The 18,527-nt window shown below is 71.1% G+C and carries 17 protein-coding genes, 1 tRNA gene and 2 pseudogenes; 11 read left to right on the plus strand and 9 right to left on the minus strand.

Annotated features, from left to right (window positions below):
- Positions 1-334: 334 nt before the first annotated feature.
- The 3 genes and pseudogenes from ACIGFK_RS19245 to ACIGFK_RS19255 all read left to right on the plus strand — a co-directional run bounded on the left by ACIGFK_RS19245 (position 335) and on the right by ACIGFK_RS19255 (position 1,459).
- A complete protein-coding gene (locus ACIGFK_RS19245; protein WP_400052783.1) occupies positions 335-652 on the plus strand; it encodes a hypothetical protein in 318 nt (105 codons plus the stop codon).
- A gap of 119 nt (positions 653-771) precedes the next feature.
- A pseudogene (locus tag ACIGFK_RS19250) lies at positions 772-951 on the plus strand (hypothetical protein); the annotation flags it as partial.
- Positions 952-1,099: 148 nt separating this feature from the next.
- A complete protein-coding gene (locus ACIGFK_RS19255) occupies positions 1,100-1,459 on the plus strand; it encodes a hypothetical protein (protein WP_400052785.1) in 360 nt (119 codons plus the stop codon).
- Positions 1,460-1,649: 190 nt separating this feature from the next.
- On the opposite strand, the gene ACIGFK_RS19260 is transcribed toward ACIGFK_RS19255, so the two are convergent.
- The 4 genes from ACIGFK_RS19260 to ACIGFK_RS19275 form a co-directional block, all read right to left on the minus strand.
- Entirely contained in the window at positions 1,650-2,381 is a 732-nt protein-coding gene (locus tag ACIGFK_RS19260) for an NlpC/P60 family protein (protein ID WP_386465845.1), read from the minus strand.
- Positions 2,382-2,707: 326 nt separating this feature from the next.
- Positions 2,708-3,298, minus strand: coding sequence for a DUF4291 domain-containing protein (locus ACIGFK_RS19265; RefSeq protein ID WP_376655742.1), 591 nt, complete (start codon positions 3,296-3,298; stop codon positions 2,708-2,710).
- 161 nt (positions 3,299-3,459) lie between these two features.
- Positions 3,460-3,927 (minus strand): hypothetical protein, encoded by a 468-nt coding sequence (locus ACIGFK_RS19270; protein ID WP_400052787.1) that lies wholly within the window; start codon positions 3,925-3,927, stop codon positions 3,460-3,462.
- Between the two features lie 277 nt (positions 3,928-4,204).
- Positions 4,205-4,281: transfer RNA gene (locus tag ACIGFK_RS19275), tRNA-Met, on the minus strand.
- Positions 4,282-4,599: 318 nt separating this feature from the next.
- On the opposite strand from ACIGFK_RS19275, the gene ACIGFK_RS19280 reads away from it, so the two are divergent.
- Positions 4,600-5,100, plus strand: coding sequence for an RICIN domain-containing protein (locus tag ACIGFK_RS19280; protein ID WP_386465839.1), 501 nt, complete (start codon positions 4,600-4,602; stop codon positions 5,098-5,100).
- Positions 5,101-5,390: 290 nt separating this feature from the next.
- On the opposite strand, the gene ACIGFK_RS19285 is transcribed toward ACIGFK_RS19280, so the two are convergent.
- From ACIGFK_RS19285 to ACIGFK_RS19300, 4 genes and pseudogenes are all read right to left on the minus strand, one after another.
- Positions 5,391-5,957 (minus strand): dihydrofolate reductase family protein, encoded by a 567-nt coding sequence (locus ACIGFK_RS19285; protein ID WP_386465836.1) that lies wholly within the window; start codon positions 5,955-5,957, stop codon positions 5,391-5,393.
- 314 nt (positions 5,958-6,271) lie between these two features.
- A pseudogene (locus ACIGFK_RS19290) lies at positions 6,272-7,039 on the minus strand (alpha/beta hydrolase); the annotation flags it as partial.
- 2,163 nt (positions 7,040-9,202) lie between these two features.
- The gene (locus ACIGFK_RS19295; protein ID WP_400052789.1) at positions 9,203-9,946 is read right to left on the minus strand and encodes a hypothetical protein; all 744 of its coding nucleotides are present in this window, start codon (positions 9,944-9,946) and stop codon (positions 9,203-9,205) included.
- Positions 9,947-9,996: 50 nt separating this feature from the next.
- The gene (locus ACIGFK_RS19300) at positions 9,997-10,836 is read right to left on the minus strand and encodes a hypothetical protein (RefSeq protein ID WP_376657289.1); all 840 of its coding nucleotides are present in this window, start codon (positions 10,834-10,836) and stop codon (positions 9,997-9,999) included.
- Positions 10,837-11,405: 569 nt separating this feature from the next.
- Here ACIGFK_RS19300 and ACIGFK_RS19305 point away from each other — a divergent pair.
- Positions 11,406-11,849, plus strand: a complete 444-nt coding sequence (locus tag ACIGFK_RS19305) for an SRPBCC domain-containing protein (protein ID WP_400052792.1) — start codon at positions 11,406-11,408, stop codon at positions 11,847-11,849.
- A 391-nt stretch (positions 11,850-12,240) separates the two neighbouring features.
- Here ACIGFK_RS19305 and ACIGFK_RS19310 read toward each other — a convergent pair whose 3' ends face one another.
- Complete coding sequence (locus ACIGFK_RS19310) at positions 12,241-12,624, minus strand: hypothetical protein (protein WP_400052794.1); 384 nt, start codon at positions 12,622-12,624, stop codon at positions 12,241-12,243.
- A 273-nt stretch (positions 12,625-12,897) separates the two neighbouring features.
- Between ACIGFK_RS19310 and ACIGFK_RS19315 the strand changes: the two genes are divergently transcribed.
- From ACIGFK_RS19315 to ACIGFK_RS19340, 6 genes are read left to right on the plus strand one after another with little or no spacing between them, the layout of a single operon-like run.
- Positions 12,898-14,592 carry an ATP-binding protein gene (locus ACIGFK_RS19315; RefSeq protein ID WP_400052796.1) on the plus strand — a complete coding sequence of 565 codons (1,695 nt, stop codon included), beginning with the start codon at positions 12,898-12,900 and terminating at the stop codon, positions 14,590-14,592.
- Positions 14,589-14,990, plus strand: a complete 402-nt coding sequence (locus ACIGFK_RS19320) for a roadblock/LC7 domain-containing protein (RefSeq protein WP_376657293.1) — start codon at positions 14,589-14,591, stop codon at positions 14,988-14,990. The genes ACIGFK_RS19315 and ACIGFK_RS19320 overlap by 4 nt, the downstream gene beginning before the upstream one ends.
- On the plus strand, positions 14,987-15,343 hold the full coding sequence (locus ACIGFK_RS19325; RefSeq protein ID WP_376657294.1) for a DUF742 domain-containing protein: 357 nt from the start codon (positions 14,987-14,989) through the stop codon (positions 15,341-15,343). Before ACIGFK_RS19320 ends, ACIGFK_RS19325 begins: the two co-directional genes overlap by 4 nt.
- On the plus strand, positions 15,324-15,962 hold the full coding sequence (locus ACIGFK_RS19330; protein ID WP_376657295.1) for an ATP/GTP-binding protein: 639 nt from the start codon (positions 15,324-15,326) through the stop codon (positions 15,960-15,962). Before ACIGFK_RS19325 ends, ACIGFK_RS19330 begins: the two co-directional genes overlap by 20 nt.
- Positions 15,959-17,188 (plus strand): cytochrome P450, encoded by a 1,230-nt coding sequence (locus ACIGFK_RS19335; protein ID WP_376657296.1) that lies wholly within the window; start codon positions 15,959-15,961, stop codon positions 17,186-17,188. The genes ACIGFK_RS19330 and ACIGFK_RS19335 overlap by 4 nt, the downstream gene beginning before the upstream one ends.
- Positions 17,185-18,441: a cytochrome P450 gene (locus tag ACIGFK_RS19340; RefSeq protein ID WP_386465820.1), complete on the plus strand. Its 1,257-nt coding sequence runs from the start codon at positions 17,185-17,187 to the stop codon at positions 18,439-18,441. Before ACIGFK_RS19335 ends, ACIGFK_RS19340 begins: the two co-directional genes overlap by 4 nt.
- Positions 18,442-18,527: the final 86 nt, after the last annotated feature.

Genomic DNA, 18,527 nt, shown 5'->3' on the forward strand with positions numbered 1-18,527 from the left:
TCGAACACGGCGGCGCAATCGACGGCGAGACTCCCTACCTCACCCCAGAGGGAGAGTTGTGGTGGGCCTTCACCGGCGAGACCGAGCTGAACGGCGCCCCTCTCACCCCCGCCCCGCACACGGCGGCACGGGCCACACCACCTCACGTGTAATGCCCGGCCAGGGCCGGTTGCGATGGCCCGTCGGCCTGTCGGCGCCTGTCGGACGAAATGAGCTGTGCCCGCACCGGCCGACTTCCACGGCCCGTTCGACGGGCTGTCCGTCAGACACCGTCGGCCCTACCATGAATCGAGAGGCACTGCTTCGGTCGATCGTCCGCCAAGGAGCCTGCCCCATGCGTGCACACTTCGATTCATCGATCGCCGAGATGCCGTTCCTGCTCCGCTTCCAGGAGCCCGGTCCGGCGCCGCTCTCCATCACCGGGCAATACGACCCCCGCAGCCAGCAGTGGGTGCATCCCGACCAGGTGCCGCAGAGCGCGAGCACCAGGTCGACGTCCCGTCCCACCACCCGGACCACCACCCAGCCGACCAACCGGTCCACGACCCGGGGCACCTACCGCTTCAACTCCAGCGACACCGACTCGGACTACATGCCGGACTCGAGCTTCGACTACCAGGGCGACAGCGACTTCGACACCGCCTGGGACTAGCGCATGATCCTGCTGGTCACCAACAAGCACGACGTGACCGCCGACCGGGTGGTCGTCGAACTCGACCGCCGGGGGGGGCCTCTTTCGCCCGGCTGAACACCGAGGACTTCCCCACCCGCATCCGCCTCCGGCGGCGGGCAGGCGCCGACGGAAGGAGCGCTCAGCTCGATCTCGGCCTTGGCCGCCTGATCGTTCCGGAGCAGGTGAGCGCGGTCTGGTACAGGCGGCCGGAGCCGTCGGAGATCGACCCCCGGGTCACCGACCCGGTCGCCCGCCGCTTCGCCAAGCGCGAGTCCGCCGCGGCACTGCGCGGGTTCCTCGCGCTCGCGGCGGACGCGCTGTGGGTGAACCGTCCCGAGGCGAACCGCGCGGCCGAGAGCACAGGTCTTCACGAGCGACGTCCACCCGGAGCACCTCGCCTTCATCGACGGTGTCCGGCACTCCCCGGTGATCCTGCAGGAACGCATCGACAAGAAGCTGGAGATCCGGGTGACGGTCGTCGGGGACCGGGTTCTCGCGGCGGCGATCGACTCGCAGGCGGCGGAGGTCACCCGCGACGACTGGCGTCGCGATGTCTTCCAGGCACCACACCTCGTGCACGACCTGCCGGAGCACGTCGCCGAGCGTTGCCGACGGCTGTTGCGGCGATACGGCCTGCTGTTCGGTGCGCTGGATTTCATCCTGACGCCCGACGGGGAGTACGTGTTCCTGGAGCTGAATCCGAACGGCGAATGGGACTGGGTCGAAGCCCTGACAGGTCTTCCGGTCGCGAGCGCGCTGGGCGACGTCCTCACGGGCGGACGATGACCGACGACCTATGACCGATGGCCGATGGCCGATGGGCGATGGGCGGTGGCCCAGCCTCAGGCCGCCCGCCAGGGCTGCAGCGGCGAGACCCAGGGCGATCTCCCTGCGGGCGGACGGACACGCTTCCCCTCGAGTGGGCTCCCTCGGGAGCCGGGTGGTGGGTGTCCCTGATCAACGGTCCGATCTGTACTCAGGGGCAGGTACGTACGCCGTCCAGCCAGGCAGGGCCCTTGATGTAGATGTTGGTGATCCACGCCCCGTACTCGGGCAGGTAGGACCAGGCGTCGTTGGTGTACCCCTCCGCCGTCACGGGCTCGGCGTGCTTCTGGCACTCGATGCGCACCGTGGTCGGGCCGGGGAACCGGTGCACCCGCGGGCTCCCTGTGGACGGCTCCTCATGGGTCCACACATCGGTTCCCCACGTGCTGAACGTGCCGGGGGCTGCTGCCGCGGCCATGCGTACCGCTCCCGCGTAGTCCCCACCCAGCCGCACGTCGCTCACGGTGATCCGGGTGCCCGATTCCCGGGCCTCGACCATCTTCCCCGCGCCCAGGTAGATCGCGATGTGGTGGATGGAGCCCCCTGATCCCCAGGCCAGGAGGTCCCCCGGCAGCAGCGGCACGGTTCCCTCGGCGGCCGTGAACCGCCGCTGCACCTGCGGCGAGTTGAACTGGTGGTACGCGTTGCCGGCCAGCGGGTCGCCGCCGGCCGCGCGGGCATAGGCGTACCGGACCAGCCCCGAGCAGTCGAAGCCCAGCCGCTCCGGGTCGTGCGCGCTGTCCGGGTCGCTCGGGTCGACCTGACCGTACGTCGGCCCCGGCTGCGGCCCGTGGCCGCCGCCCCAGGTGTACCAGACGCCGATCTGTTCGCATGCGGCCCGGACAGCCCTCTCCGCCACCGCGGAGGCGCCGGTGGCGAGCACGTCGCACGACCCCGCCGCCTTCGGTGCCGGTGCCGCAGCTGCCGGGATACCGCCAAGACCTCCCCACACGGCCACGAGACTCACCGCCGCCAGCGCAGCCCCCGCCGTCCTCCGCATCGCCATGTCCGTTCCCCCGTTTCCGTCGCGGTGTTCCGCGGGTCGTGGTGCTCGTCGTGTTCGCACCGGCCGTTCGCCGGGCACTCCGAGACTGCGGCCCGTCACCCCTCCGCGTCGAGGAGGCACGGGTCGCCCAACACAACGGGAAACGGGAAACCCCCGGGAAACCCCTCCTCACCAGGTGTTTTGAAAAGCCGTCACTGCACCGCTCAGCGGCCCGGGACGGCGGCGCCGCGCCGCTCGTCGGAAAGGGTGCGTGCCAATGCCTCCGGCACCGGATAGACCCGCTCCGCGGGAAGCAGCCGCTGGGCCTTGGCGGCCTGCCCGGCCTTGATCAGCGCCGCCGCCTTGCGGACCCGGGGGGTGAGGTCGGTGAGGCTGACGGTCCAGTCTTCGGCGAAAGTGCCGATCAGGCCGCGGCCGATACCGATCTGGATGCTGTAGTGGTTCAGTGCGGCTCCGCGCAACGAGCGTTCAGGGTCCCACTGGACATGCACGGCGGCCCGGGCCAAGGCAGCGGGGTCGCCGGTCGTGAGCACCGCCTGCGACAGGGCTTCCTCCCAGCCCAGCCGGGTCATCCGCACTGCGAGAACACGCTCCTGGCCGGGTTTGCGCGCCCAGTTGCTGCGGTGCATCAGCCACAGGAACGAGGGCTTGATCCACGTCATCCTGTGGAACGAGAACGGCGCGACGAAGCGACCCGCCTGCAGGGCGGCGTCGGCGATGGCAGATGGGTACGCCTGGTAGACCACGACCGTGTCGGCATCGTAGTCGGCGCGGATCTCGTACTGAGGTGCCATGCGCCGCACCCTGCCATCCGCTCCACTCGCCTCGCGAACCGTTTTCCCCGCCGGCACTCCCTCCCGCACGACCATGCCGGGCGGACACCTCGGGGGTCCGTCGAGGACCAGCCCGTTGGCGACGGCCGACACCGCTCCGTGGATCCTTCCGGTCTTGTGGATCAATGGATTTGGGTAGTGGCTGCGGCCATGAAGGCGTTGAGGGACTCCTGCAGGTCTTGCTCGCGGCTGACCAGTTCGGTTCTGGTGGGCGCTGCGCGTATGGGAGCGATGGCGTCGAAGGCCGAGGCGGCAAGGGCGACGAGTGTGGAGTCGGCGGCGAGGAGACGGACTTGGAACTGGACGTTCTCTGCGGCGGCGCCAAGTCGGTCGCACTCTGCGAAGGCCTGTCGCGTCTCGGGACTGTCGGGGGCTTCCTGGAGCCGCAACCAGAGGGCGACGGTGGCTTGCTTGAGTGCCGTAACAGCTCCTGCGTAGGCGCTGTAAGTCGCCAGACGTTCCTGGCGCAGCTGCTGGGAGCGGGCGAAGAGCTCCGCTTGCGCACTCGTACGGCGCTGGACGGCAAGGGTGATGACCGAGCCCAACAGGGTGCCCAGAACAGCGATCAAGCTGGCTACCACAGCCTCCATGCCGGTATCTCACCACACGGACCCACACCCGCACAGCCTGAGGCCCGGACAGCTGACCGGCCAATACGAGAAGGTGCTCGCCGGCTGTGCTGACCAATCGCGCACCGCCAGGTTGCAGTCGCCGACCTGACCGGTACTCACCCACGTCGGCAGACCGACCCAGCCACTTGATCGCACGAACCAAGACGCCCTGCAATCCGCGCTGTCCCAGAATGGCTGCACCTCTGCACGCGCAGCGGGCGGGCCCGTCGCATACGTACGACGGGCCCGCCTCCCTTGGTGGCCGGGGCGGGATTTGAACCCGCGACCTCTGGGTTATGAGCCCAGCGAGCTGCCGACCTGCTCCACCCGGCGACCTCAACCGTAAGATGCCGCCCCCTGCGGGCGCGAGCGATTATCCGACTGCCTCCGCTGCCCTGGCCGGCTGTCTGCCACGCCGGTGGACCGGGATCCTCTCCCGCATGCAGGCGAAGTCTCCTTCCGCCTCTCGTCCTTCTCAGCGGCCGCAACCATGCCCGCGAGCGGTGGGGGCGGCTCCCATGCGCTCCGCGCGAACGCATCCTGCGCTCCACGCACAGTGCGCCGAGCCGCCGACGCATACCTTCGGGTTCACCAGGTCGTGGGCAGACACGCCCAGACCCTGAACGGACTGCACAGAGGATGTGGAAGCGCATGAGACGGCTGGCGAAGAAGACGGCCCGCATGATCGGTACCGCGGCGGCAGGTGCCGGAATGGCGGCGGTGGCCGTCGTCGGTACTGCGGCTCCCGCGTCTGCGGACGCCATCTGGCTGGCGAACATGAACAGCGGCAAGTGCCTGGTCGCCCAAGGCGACAGCGACGGCAGCAGCGTTTACCAGTACAGCTGCCTCGGCTACAAAGACCAGAAGTGGGCCTTCTGGGCCGACTCACCCGGTGTCTACATGCTGGGCAACATGAACAGTCTCAAGTGCCTGGTCGTCCAGGGCACGAGCAACGGCAGCGGTGCCTTCCAGTACGAGTGCCACGACAGCTACGCAGACCAGAAGTGGGAGAGGATCAAGAGCGAAGCCGGCTTCATGCTCAAGAACGTCAACAGTGGCAAGTGCCTGGTCGTCCAGGGCACCGGCAACGGCAGCAGGGCCTTCCAGTACACCTGCGACCCCTCCATGCCCGACCAATGGTGGCACTTCTGAGGCGTGCCGGCAGCGCCGCCCATCGTCCGGGGACGACATCCCGGTCCGGCCCCGTCGGCCATCGCTCACTCCGCGGCTGTCCGTAGCTCAGGGAGCCCGCTCTCCCGGGCTTCGGCTGCTGCGTGGCTCGTGTAGAACGCGAGCCAGAACTCGCCGCCGACAGCCGACGATGCCATGCGCCCCGTGTCGTACCCATGGCGGACGAACCGGTTCAGGGTCACGGATGTGCTCCTCGCCCTCCCCGTGATTCACGGCAGGTCAGACACGACGCTGAGACAGCGGGACGCTGTTCAGCGCCTCGTCTCGTACCTGGTCAGGACCACGCCCCCGGGAAACGTACGCGTCTCCATCAGGTTCAGGTTCACCCAGCTGTCCAGTGCGGCGAAGAACGGCGTGCCGCCGCCCACCAGGACCGGATGGGTGGCGATGACGTACTCGTCGATCAGCCCGGCGCGCATGGCCGCCCCGGCGAGGGTTGCGCCGCCGATGTTCATCGGCCCGCCGTCCTCGGCTTTGAGGCGGGTGATCTCTGCGATCGCGTCGCCGGTGACCAGGCGGGCGTTCCAGTCGACCTTGTCGATCGTCGAGGAGAACACCACCTTCGGCGTGTCCCGCCAGTTCCGCGCGAACTCGATCTCCGCCGGCGTGGCGCCGGGCTGCTGGTCGCCGGTCGGCCAGTAGGAGCTCATCGTCTCCCACAGCTTGCGCCCGTACAGCGACAGGCCACTCGCCTGCTCGTGCTCGAGCCAGCACTGGAACAGCTCGTCACTCGGCGGTCCGCCCCAGCCGATGTCGTCGCCGGCCGCGGCGATGTAGCCGTCCAGGGTCAGGTTCATGCCGTAGATCAGCTTCCGCATGGCCCAGCCTTCCGTACGTAGGTGTCCGGCGGACAGACCAGCGCGGCTCGGGAATCTCATCGGTGCGCGATCTGGGCTCGACGGTACTCCTCGCGCTCGGGGCCAGCGTGGTGCACTGGGCCGACACGGGCAAGGCGTCTGACTCCGGCCCTCACCCTCGCGAGGAAGCGCCGCGGATTTGGAACCGATCACGGGTGACGAGGCCGTAAGACGGCCCAGAGCGCCCAGGTCACGCAGGATCGACATGTCACGAGCGGCGAGCGCCTACACCAGCCGCGCACCCGGCGGACCCATCCGGCGCCGAGGCACCCCGGCTATCCCGCCAGTGCCGCGAGTTCACCCAAGGCCCGGGCCGCTGCCGCCGGGGCCACCAGCCACTTCAGGTGGCTGCCCGCAAGGGTGCGGACGTCGTACGGGTTGTCCGGGTTGTCCGGGTTGTCCGGGTTCAGCGCGTCACCTTCGCGGATCAGCCGGTCCTGCATGGCGAGCGGCAGGCTCGTGTCGTCGGCCAGGCGGACGTAGGTCTTCGGTATCCGGCCCCAGGTCTCGGCCTGGACCCGGTCGGCGGAGGTACCGACGTCCAGGTTCTCGTCGGGCTGGAAGGTGTTGAGGAAGGTCAGGAACTCCTCGTCGGTGCCGTCGGCGAGGAAGGCCGCCTTGAAGGCGGCGAGGGCTTCGGGATTCGCGGTGCGGAAGTTGACCCGCAGGAGACCGAGTCCGGCCGGGTCGCCGACCAGCGCCAGGCCCAGGGAAGCAGTGTCGACCGTGGCCATCTCCGGCTCGGCGTAGTAGTCGTCGACGTCGAGGTCGAGGTCGAGGTCGAGGTCGACGGGGCACCAGGCCGAGACGTAGACGATGCGGTCGATCAGGTCCGGTCGCGCGTTGGCCGCCGCGGTGGCCGTGATGCCGCCGCGGCTGTGGGAGACGAGGATCACCGGCCCGTTCCGCTTGGCCCTTTCGAGGACCCCGATCAGGTGCGCGGCGTTGTCGGCGAGCGTGACGGCCTCAGCGGTGGCGGCGGTCTGCGTGCTGCTCGTGCGGCGGCCCCGCGGACGGCGCGGCCTGGCTCGGGGAAAGCCGGCCGAGCCTCGTCGCCGGTACCACTGTCCGGTTCAGCGTCCTTCCGATCCGGCCTGGCCGTCGCCCTCCAGCCGTTGCCTGCTCGCCCCGCGGGCGCAGGGTGAGCAGGCAACGGCTGGAGGGTGCTGGGTGTGGTGCGTCAGGGCACGCAGTAGACGATGGCCCGAGCGGTCCCCTCCACGTTGGACGAGGTGTTCCGGAATGAGACCGTCCAGCTACTGGTTCCGGTCCGGCCGCTTGCATAGGGGAAGATCAATGACGAGTTGGCGCTATGCCCGCCGGACACTGCCCGTTGCGTCCCGGGGCACACAGCGGTACTGGTGTTGGTCCCGCCGTTGTCGCCGACTGTTACAACAGGCCCGAGCACCTCGGTGATCGTCGCCAATCCGCTGGGCCCGGTTGCCCCGGTTGCTCCAGTGGCGCCAGTCGCTCCAGTGTTTCCCGTGTTACCGGTTGCTCCAGTCGCCCCGGTTGCTCCGGTGCTGCCGGTCGCTCCGGTGCTGCCGGTCGCGCCAGTGGCCCCCGTGTCGCCGGTCGCCCCAGTCGCTCCCGTTGCGCCAGTGGGTCCAGTGTTGCCAGTGGCTCCGGTTGGCCCGGTGCTGCCAGTGGCTCCCGTCGCCCCGGTCGCCCCGGTCGCCCCCGTGCTGCCGGTCGCACCAGTGGCCCCCGTATCGCCGGTCGCCCCAGTCGCTCCGGTGCTGCCGGTGGCTCCGGTCGCTCCCGTATCGCCGGTTGCCCCAGTGTCGCCAGTGGCTCCGGTCGCTCCCGTGCTGCCAGTGGCTCCCGTCGCCCCGGTGGCCCCGGCGGCTCCAGTACTGCCGGTCGCGCCAGTCGCTCCGGTGTTGCCGGTCGCGCCAGTGGCCCCCGTATCGCCGGTCGCCCCAGTCGCTCCCGTTGCCCCGGTGGGTCCAGTGCTGCCCGTTGCTCCAGTGGCTCCGGTTGCTCCCGCATCGCCAGTCGCGCCCGTCGCGCCGGTGGCTCCAGTGTCACCAGTTACGCCGGAAGGGCCAGTGGGGCCCGTGGGGCCGGCGGGGCCTGTGGGGCCGGCGGGGCCCGTGGGGCCGGCGGGGCCTGCCGGACCCGTGGCTCCGGTCGCTCCTGTAGGGCCGATCTCCCCGGCAGGACCGGAAGAGCCGGTCGCGCCTGTGGGGCCGACGGGACCCGTGGCTCCACCAGGACCCGTCGGGCCGGTAGGGCCGGGCACGCCTGTTGCTCCGGTGGGGCCCGCCGGGCCGACGGAGCCGGTGTCACCGCGAGGGCCCGTCGCGCCTGTTCCACCCGTTGGTCCTGTCGGGCCGACGTGCCCCGACGGCCCGACAGGACCCGTGGCGCCCGCGGGTCCCACCACACCGGAGGGGCCAGTCGGACCTGGCTCACCCGCAGGGCCCCTGGGGCCCGTGGCGCCGATCGAACCGGTCGACCCCGGTGGGCCCGTCGGCCCCGCCGGCCCGGTGGGCCCCGTGGGCCCCGTGCCTTCGGGACACCGGTCCTGATCCCCGCGGGGCACAGCGCCTCGGGGCTTCTCGTGGGGCCGCGGGGGCTTCGGCCCGGGTTTGCAGTCACCGCCGCCCAGGAACTCGGTGGTCTTTCCGTACTTGCTCGCAGGCTGAGCTGCAACCGCCGCCGACCCCGCCATACCCACGCACACGAGGGCGAGTGCGGCAGCGGCTCCGGCGCTCAGCCACTTCTGCCGTCGAGGGAGTGGACCGAGACGCGCTTCGCGTCTTCCGTTCATCCACCTACTCCTTGCCAACCAGAAACGAAGGAACGATTAGGACCGACAGCGTGATCGACTTCCGACCCGTTTGGGGATCAATCCCGGGCACTTCTTGAGTGTCTTGTGGCGCTATCAGCAGATTGGCCCTACGCCGAGACTTCGAACGGAGCTATCCCCCCGGGGGGCGAGCCGCAATGACGTGGGCAGGCTTCGCAGGGGGCAGGTCACAAGGTCACGACTGCGTCGCCGCCCCGAATGGTGAGGTAGGGCCGAGCCGGGTGGCGGGGCGGGCCGGGCCGCTCCCGGTGGCTGCTGGGGAGTCCACCGCGGGCCGCAGGGCGGCCGGCCCCAGGCGTACGGCACCGGTACGGGAGATCACCGCGGCAGGGTGAATGTCCTGTGGGCCTGATCCGGGACCGGCGCCTCTACGAGGTCGTGCCACCGAGGGTCATGGCGTCGCTCTGATCGTGGTGGGCCATCCGTCCAGGGCTGCCTGCACTTGACGGTGACCGGCCTCTTCGCGAGACCAGACCAGCGTCCGGCGGCTCGGATTCTCGTGGTCCCAGCTGTCGTAGTCCATGACTGCGACGGTGTCCGACAGCCGCCACCGCGAGGAACTCCATGAGGCTTCGGGCACCTCCACCAGGCCGTCGAGGAGTTCGACGGCCGAGGAGACGAGGCTGTCCATGGGCCATGGCTTCCACGTCGCGATGGTGTCGGTGAGGGCATGTGATTCGATCAGATGCTGGAGCGACGGGGCGATGGGGAGGTAGGGACTGCCACCGTCGATGTCGGTGCCCGCGCTGCCGTCGGTGTGGAGCAAGTCCCGGCACGGCTTGGACACACGCTCGCCGGTCCATTCGAAGTACCAGCCCCCTCTTCCCGGGTCCTGCCACGCTGCCGTCTGCAGACCGAGGTGGTCGTACTCCCATCCGCGGGCAGTCTCGTACCGCTCCCCGTTCACCACCCAGCTACGGCGTACCTCGTAGCGCAGGCCTCCGAACTTCATCGCGAATCCCTCGCACCGGATGACGAGCTCCATGGGAGCGGGGACGAGTTTGCCCGCGCGGTCGCGCACTTGCCAGAGCTCGATCGGCAGCCCGAACCGAGCGGGAGGCTCACGCCGTGCCGAGCGGCGCAGGAAGTCTTGTGCGCGCGCCGAGAGATCGGATGGATCCTCCAGGATGTGCATCCCTGAACTTCATTTCCAAAGTGAGGTTGCTTCGGTTCCGCGGACGGATCCTACGTGTTGGTCAGGTAGTCGAACCTGCCGAGGAAGGCGCCGACCACCGCCACGACGGCCCCGCCGGCGAAGAGGAGGCCGATACCGAGGATGAGGACGACCAGGATGGCTTCCCGGATCCGACGTCCCCGCGACCGCAGCGGAAGTACGCGGCCGGGGTCGCGTGGATCGTACGCCGCCTCGATGCTCCAGGTCGGGATGGAATGCCGCACGGTGCGGACCAGGCCGGCGGGATCCGTGTACGCGTACCGGCCGGGCCGGTCCTGGAGCCGGATGGCGACTGTCCGGACGCCGTGTTTCCGCAGGTACCACTCCTCGACCGGTGCGTACGCGAGGAACGCGCCGAACGCGAGGACCAGTATCCCGAAGAAGCTGAACGGGATGACGAAGACCAGGGCGGCCGGGGTACCCGTGAAGCCCACGAGCACGGACGAGCCGACGGCCACCAGGGTCGCGACGAGCGCGCCGCGCTTCATCCCGCGAAGCCAGTTCCGGTAGCTCGGCTGGTAAAGGCGCTCGCCCCAGACGAGGTCAGCGCCGTCGATCGCTTCCGTCTCCTCGGTCCGCTCTGGCAGGGCCGCGTTCACGGCGTCGGCGAACGCGACCGCGGCGGCAGCGTCCACCACGTCCCAGACCTGGTGGACGTGCGTCTTCTCCGTGGTCGGCGCGGCCGTCAGCTCGATCGTGACGGACTGCCCTTCGGCGCGTACACCGCTGATGGCCTCCAGCGGGATGTGCGTCTGCTCGTGCGGACGGCGCACGAGCAGCGCATCGTTCTCCACGAGCACGACGGTTTCCCTGCCGGCGTGGAGAACGGGTATGTGAGAAGTGATCGGCATGTGCGGGATGGTAGGCGGGCCGGGCGGTGCCTGCGAGTCCGCAAGTGCGCGGGGCGGATGCCCCGTTGAACCAGCCACGTGGAAGCGACCGGATGCACGGGCTCGTCTTCGTCGTCCTCAGCGCCCTCGGCGCGACAGCGTTCCTCACCCACCGCTCCCAGTACGCTGCTCGGTGTCACGGCCGTCCGCCAGGACCACCGAGATCCCGAAACGCGTCGGACCGAGGAGTCGCGCCGCCGCCGAATGCCTCGACGGCTCCCCCTCAAGCCCGGCACGACGTCGCAGACGCTGTCGCGCACCGCTGCGACGCGGAGGAGCTGTTCCATGACCGCTGCCCGCAACTGCCGACGCTCCTGGTTCCTGGAGAGGTAGTGGGTCAGCGCGGCGCCGACGACAGCGTCGGCCGTGGTGCACGCCAAGTCCATCCATCCAGGCATGGAAACCGGGGAGGTTGGCCCGAAGCACGTGGGCGGCGCCTGCGCAGCCGGTGTGGCGGAGGTACTGCGGAGCCGTGGCCTGGCTACGCTGCGCCCAGACGGCATGAGGCGCCAGTCGGAAAGGACCACACGGTGAACCCGAATGCGGACGTGGTCGCGCTCGAACGGCACATCGCCGCGCGCCCCCGGACGGTGTTCTCCTTCCTCACCGAAGACGACAAGTGGCTCGCGTGGATGGGCAAGAACGGCGAGTTCAGCTTCGAGCCCGGTGGCGCCTACCGGACGAATGTCCGCGGCGACGACGTCGCCGCGGGGCGGTTCATCGAGATCGACCCGCCCGTGCGGATCGTATTCACCTGGGGCTGGGTCCAGGGCGATCCAGCCGTACCTCCCGGCTCCAGCACGGTGGACATCACCCTCGAACCCGTCGAGAACGGCACCCTGCTGCGGCTGACGCACAGCGGCCTCCCCTCCCCCGACGCCTGCTCCGCCCACGCCGAGGGCTGGACCCACTACCTCCGACGCCTGGTGATCTGGGCAGAGGGCGGCGACCCCGGCCCCGACGACTGGGTGTGACCGCCCCACGCCCACGCTGCGCGAGAAGGAAGTCGCGCGGTGAACGGGTAGGTCCTGGCCATGACGCGAAACGATCACATTGCTCAGAGGTGGGGAACGTCGGCGGGACAGGCTGCCAGGCCTGGGGCGGGAGCTTCGCCCGCCGCACGCAGCTGCTGGAGTCGGCGCACACGATGTGGTGCGGGCCCGCCTGCCCTGAGACCCGCCGTATCCGCACGGCTGCGCAGCCTGTTCGGTACCAGGCCGGTGGATCCCTGGGCCGCGCAGCGGTTCCAGGCCCAGGGCGCAGCAGTCTCGTCCGGTGGGAGAACCGCCGCCGTCGGCCGTGGGCGTGAGGAAGGGTCCTCTTCGTAGCTCGGGGCGAGAGGCCAGCCCAAGTCCGGACCGGCTGCTACGGGGCTGCCGCGCGGAAGAGGGCCAGAAGGGCGCGCGCCTGTGGGGAGTCCGCGTCGAAGAACTGCGTGGCCTGTGCGGGTGGTACGGCGGTTCCATGCATGCGGACTTCATGGCAGCTGAAGCAGAACGCCGCCTCGAACAGCACCGGGTCGAGCGTGTCTGCGTACGCCCGGACGCTCCAGCCCGGCGAGAAGCCGCAGCGGTGCTGCTCGCTGCCGGGCAGGCTCTCGATCAAGGCCAGGGCGCCGGCTGCCTCGCTCCCGATCCACTGGGCGCCCGCCCTTCCGGGATACGGGTCGCCCTGCCTCGTCGGGAGTGCGGAGATCCTTACGACCTCCAGCAACGCGGTGGTGGTTACGGCTTCGGCGGGGAGCTGCATGTGCGTAGTCTGCCCGCGCCCGGTAGCTGGGTGCGTCACAGCCCGTGCAGGCACTTCGGGGGCGGCGATGATGTGCCCCGGCCGCCGCCGGATCCGCTTCTCGACGGGACGCGCACGGTGGGGTTGCGGGCGGGGCGGGCGGCCCGTTCTGCCATCTGTGGGCATCTATTCGATCAACAGTATTCCTAATTGATCGACAACTCACTTATAGTGACCTCTCGTTAACGGCTGGAACGTGCCCTTCCTTTTAGGCCCGTACTGAGAGTCTGGTTGATGTCGGCGTCGTCCACCCCCTTCCGCCCTTCCGCGATCGCCCTGCTGCTGACGGCAGTCGGCGGCGGCACGCTCGCCACGGCGGCGGTGGCCGCGGCGCCCTCCGGAGTCCAGGCGCCCCTCGGCTGGTTCGCCGGCTTCGGCGTGCTCCTGCTGGCCGCCTCCGCGTTCGCGGTCTCCTGGTACAGCCGCACCGCGCGCAAGCACCGGTCGCGGGCCGAGGCACTGGCACGCGAGCTCGCGTCCCGCGACGCGTACCTCGCCCACGTCACCCACGAGGCGGGCCGTGAGGCCGCTGCCCGGCAGCAGCAGCACGCGGCCGAGACCGCCGCGCTGGAGGCCGCCCGTGCCGATGCGGTCGAGCGGCTGACGCGGGAGCACGCGGAGCGGACCGCCGAGCTGGTCCGCTCCGGCGAGGCCGGCACGGCCCGGCTGGAGGCCGACCTGCGCCGCGCCGAGTCGGGCCGGGCAGCCGCCCTCGCGGCGGCGGCGAATGCAGCCGGTCGTATGCAGGCGCTGGCCACGAGCATGCTCGCCGACCTGCGCGACATGGAACACCGGCACGCCGACGAGGACGTCCTCGCGGACCTGCTGCACCTGGACCACCGCACCGCCCAGGCCGGCCGGCTGGCCGACTCCGTGGCCGTGCTGTCCGGCGCGCGCTCCGGGCGCCGGTGGGCCCGGCCCATCGTCATGGAGTCGGTGCTGCGCGGGGCGATGGGCCGGATCGGCGGCTACCAGCGGGTGCGGCTGCACTCCACGAGCGAGGCCGCCGTCGCGGGGCACGCCGCCGAGGGCGTGATGCACGCGCTGGCCGAACTCATGGACAACGCGGCGAACTTCTCCCCGCCGACCGCCGAGGTCCACGTGTACGTGGAGGAGGTCCCGGCCGGAGTCATCATCACCGTGGAGGACAGCGGTCTGGTGATGAGCGACGTGCAACTGCGCCGTGCGGAGGCCGCCGTCGGCTCGGACCCGCAGGACCTGGCCGGCCTGTCCGGGACCAGGCTCGGCCTGGCCGTGGTGGGCCGTCTGGCGCGCAAGTACGGCCTGACGGTGTCCTTCCGGCCCTCCGCCCGCGGCGGGACCGGCGCGCTGATGCTGATCCCGCAGGACCTGATCAGCCGTACCCCGGCCGTGACGCCGGCCGCGCCCACGGTGGCCCTGCCGCCCGCGCCCGCCCGCGCGGTCCCGGCGCCGGGTGAGGCCCCCGGGCAGCTGCCCTCCCGTACGAGCGACCGTCTCCTCGACCGCGCCCCCGCCCGCGTCCCGGCTGCCCGGACGGCCCCCGACTCCGGCGGCGAGCCGGAGGCCGTCCACGACGGGCCCGGCGCGGGCAACGGCCTGCCCGGCGAAGCGGCCCTTCCCGCCGACGGAGCCCTGCCCCGGCGCAAGCGGGGCAGCACCATGGCCGCGGCCCACCCGGACGGTCCCGAGGCCGCCGCCGCGCGGGCCCGCACGGAGACCCCGAGGTCCGGCGCGGCCGCCGGATCCGTGGCCCGCTTCGGCAGCTTCCGCCAGGCGGTCCGGGGCACCGGCCAGACGGGCCCCGTCGTGCCCGGCCCCGAAGCGCCCGGCCCCGAAGCGCCCGGCTCCGAAGCGCCCGCCCCCGGCGAACCCGCCTCCGAGCCGACCGTACCCCCGCGCGAGTCCGCGTCCCCGAACTCTCCCCACCCGGAAGGCAATCCCCGATGACCGGCACCACCACCGACGAGACGCTCAGCTGGCTCCTGGAGAACCTCCTGGAGCGCACCCCCGGCGCCCGGCACGCCCTGGTCCTGTCCCGGGACGGGCTCAAGCTGTGCCGGACCTCGGGGCTGTCGGTCGACCAGGCCGACCAGCTCGCCGCGATCGCCGCGGGCATCCAGAGCCTCTCGCACGGCGCCTCGATCGAGTTCGGCGACGGCACCGGCGGCGTCCGCTCCGCGATGGCCGAGTTCTACGGCGGCATCCTGTTCATCGTGGAGGCCGGTGAGGGCGCCCACGTCGCGCTCATCGCCGACGAGGAGGCCGACGCCGGACTGGTCGGCCACAACATGGCCGAGCTGGTGGAGCAGTTGGGCGAGCACCTGGTCGCGAGGCCCCGGGGATGAGCCGCGGCAGGCCGGGCCGGGACGACTCCCCGGACCGGCTCTACACCCTCACCGGTGGCCGCAGCAGCTGCGGCTCGGACGCGTTCGACCTGGTCACCCTGGTGCTCGCCGAGTGCGATCCGGTGCCCGGCATGCAGTCCGAGCACGCCGCGATCCTGCGCCTGTGCCGTTTCCCGACGGCCGTCGTGGAGGTCGCCGCGGAGCTCGGCCTGCCCGTGTCCATCGTCCGGATCCTGCTCGCCGACCTGCACGACACCGGGCGGATCAGTGCCCGGCACCCGCGTGCCACCGCCCACAGCCTTCTCGACCCCGACATCCTGGAGCAGGTGCTCGTTGGACTCCGCAACCTCTGAACAGCCCGTACAGCGCCGGACCCTGCAGAGCACCGCCGACAACGGTCTGAAGATCGTGATCGTGGGTGGGTTCGGAGTCGGCAAGACCACCATGGTCCGCTCGGTCAGCGAGATCCGCCCGCTGAACACCGAGGAGACCATGACCCAGGCCGGGCAGGCCGTCGACCGGACCGAGGGCATCGCCGGGAAGTCCACCACCACCGTCGCCTTCGACTTCGGCCGGATCTCCCTCGACGCGCACAACGTCCTCTACCTGTTCGGAGCACCCGGCCAGGAGCGGTTCTGGTTCCTGTGGGACCGGCTGTTCGCCGGCACCCTCGGCGCCGTGGTCCTCGTCGACACCCGCCGGCTCGCCGACTCCTGGTACGCCATCGACCGCCTGGAGCACCACGGCACGCCCTTCCTGGTCGCCTGCAACGACTTCGGCGGCCCGGCGCACACCCCGGCGGAGGTCCGCGAGGCCCTCGACCTCGCCGAGGACGTACCGCTGGTGTTCTGCGACGCCCGCTCCAGGGAGTCCAGCAAGCAGGTCCTGATCTCCCTCGTCGAACACCTGCGGACCGTCGCCGCCCGACCCCCGCAGCCGACCCAGCAGAAGACCCCGGAGCCCGCCCAGTGACCACCCCCGAGCCGCAGCCCGTTCCGCTGAGCGGCCCCCGGTTCCAGACCGACCCCCAGGACCTGTACCGGCAGATGCGCCGCGACCACGGCCCGGTCGCCCCCGTCGTCCTCGACGGCGGGATACCGGCCTGGCTGGTCCTCGGCTACCGGGAGCTGCACCAGGTGACCAGCGACCCGGCGCTCTTCTCCCGCGACTCCGGACTCTGGAACCAGTGGGACAACATCCCCGCCGACTGGCCGCTGCTGCCCATGATCGGCCGCGACCAGCCGTCGATCCTCTACACCGTCGGCGAACGCCACGGGCAGCGCGCCGCGGTGGTCTCCGGCGCGCTGGAGGCCATGGACCCCTTCGGCCTCAAGGCCCGTACCGAGCGCTTCGCCGACGAGCTCATCGACGGGCTGTGCGGCAAGGGCTCCTGCGACATCGTCGCCGAGTACGCGATGCTCCTGCCGCTGCGCGTGCTCGCCAGCATCTTCGGCTTCCCCGACGAGCAGGGCCCCGGCCTGGTCACCGCCATGAACGACATGATCAACGGCCAGGAGCGGGCCCTGGAGGGGCAGGCCCACATCAGCGCCGCCATGGGCGCGCTGCTCGCCGCCAAGTCGGCGGCTCCCGGTGACGACGTGGTGTCCCGGATGCTCGCCAACCGGTCGGGCTTCACCCCCGTCGAGGTCGCCCAGGACCTGATGGTGATGCTGGCCGCGGGCCACCAGCCCACCGCCGACTGGATCGGCAACTCGCTGCGGCTGATGCTCACCGACGACCGGTTCGCGGCCTCCCTGGCGGGCGGCCGGCACAGCGTCGCCGAGGCCATGAACGAGGTGCTGTGGGAGGACACCCCGACCCAGAACGTGGCCGGCCGCTGGGCCTCCCGCGACACCCGGCTCGGCGGGCGCGGCATCGCCGCCGGGGACCTGGTGCTGCTGGGCCTGGCCGCCGCCAATGCCGACCCGCACGTCCGGGCCGAGGGCGGCGCCCTCACCGGCGGCAACAACGCCTTCTTCTCCTTCGGCCACGGCGAGCACCGCTGCCCCTTCCCGGCCCAGGAGATCGCCGAGACCATCGCCCGCACCGGTATCGAGGTCCTCCTCGACCGGCTGCCCGACATGGACCTCGCGGTGCCCGCGCAGGACCTCGCCCGTCGCCCGTCTCCGTGGCTGCGCGGTCTCACCGCCCTCCCCGTGACCTACACCCCGACACCCGCCCTTGGAGCCATCCGATGACGTGCCCCTTCGACCACACCGCCGCCGACGGCGGGGCCGCTGCCGACGCCCCGATCGTGCTCGACCCGTTCGTCACCGACCTCGACGGTGAGAGCGCCCGGCTGCGCACCGCCGGCCCGCTCGCCCGCGTGGTGCTGCCCGGCGGTGTCGCCTGCTACGCCGTCACCCGGCAGGCCGAGGCCCGCAAGCTGCTGACCGACCCCCGGCTGGTCAAGGACATCAATGTCTGGGGCGCCTGGCAGCGCGGGGAGATACCCCTGGACTGGCCGCTGATCGGCCTGGCCAACCCGGGCCGGTCCATGCTGACCGTCGACGGCGAGGACCACCGCCGCCTGCGCACCCTGGTCGCGCAGGCGCTGACCGCCCGTCGGGTGGAGCGGCTTCGGTCGGACATCGAGGCGCTGACGGAGGGGATGCTGGACCGCCTGGCCGAGCTCCCGGCGGGCGGGACGGTCGACCTGAAGGCGGAGTTCGCGTACCCGCTGCCGATGAACGTGATCGCCGGGCTGATGGGCGTCGACTCGGCCGACCTGCCGCAGATGAAGGCCCTGTTCGACAAGTTCTTCTCCACGCAGACGCCGCCCCACGAGGTCCTGCAGGTACTGGGCGACCTCGGCGTCCTGTTCGGCCGCATCATCGAGCAGCGGCGCGCCGAGCCCGGCGACGACCTGACCAGCGCACTGCTGGCGGCCGCGGAGAACGGCGACCGGCTCACCGCCGAGGAGATCCAGAACACCCTCCAGCTGATGGTCGCGGCCGGTCACGAGACCACCATCAGCCTGATCGTCAACGCGGTGGTCGCCCTGGAGACCCACCCCGAGCAGCGGGCCCTGGTACTCAAGGGCGAGGTGCCGTGGGAGAACGTCATCGAGGAGACGCTGCGCTGGTCGACCCCCACCTCGCACGTGCTGATCCGGTTCGCCACCGAGGACATCGAGGTCGGGGACCGGGTGCTGCCCAAGGGCGAGGGCCTGATCGTGTCCTTCGGCGCGATCGGCCGGGACGAGGAGCAGTTCGGCGAGAACGCCGACGCGTTCGACGTCACCCGGACCCCGAACCGGCACATCTCCTTCGGCCACGGCCCGCACGTCTGTCCGGGCGCGGCCCTGTCGCGGCTGGAAGCGGGCGTGGCCCTGCCGGCGCTGTACGCACGCTTCCCGGGACTGCGCCTCGCGGTCTCCCGCGAGGAGCTCCGCAACAAGCCCGTGGTCACCCAGAACGACCTGTTCGACCTTCCGGTGGTCCTGGCCTGACGCCCTCGGCGATGCCGCACCCGACCCCGGCCGTCGTCGTGACGGCCGGGAAACCGCCGGGCATGCGGCACGGCCCGCCGGCGGTA

The organism is Streptomyces sp. NPDC085524, assembly GCF_044541755.1.
Classification (GTDB): domain Bacteria; phylum Actinomycetota; class Actinomycetes; order Streptomycetales; family Streptomycetaceae; genus Streptomyces.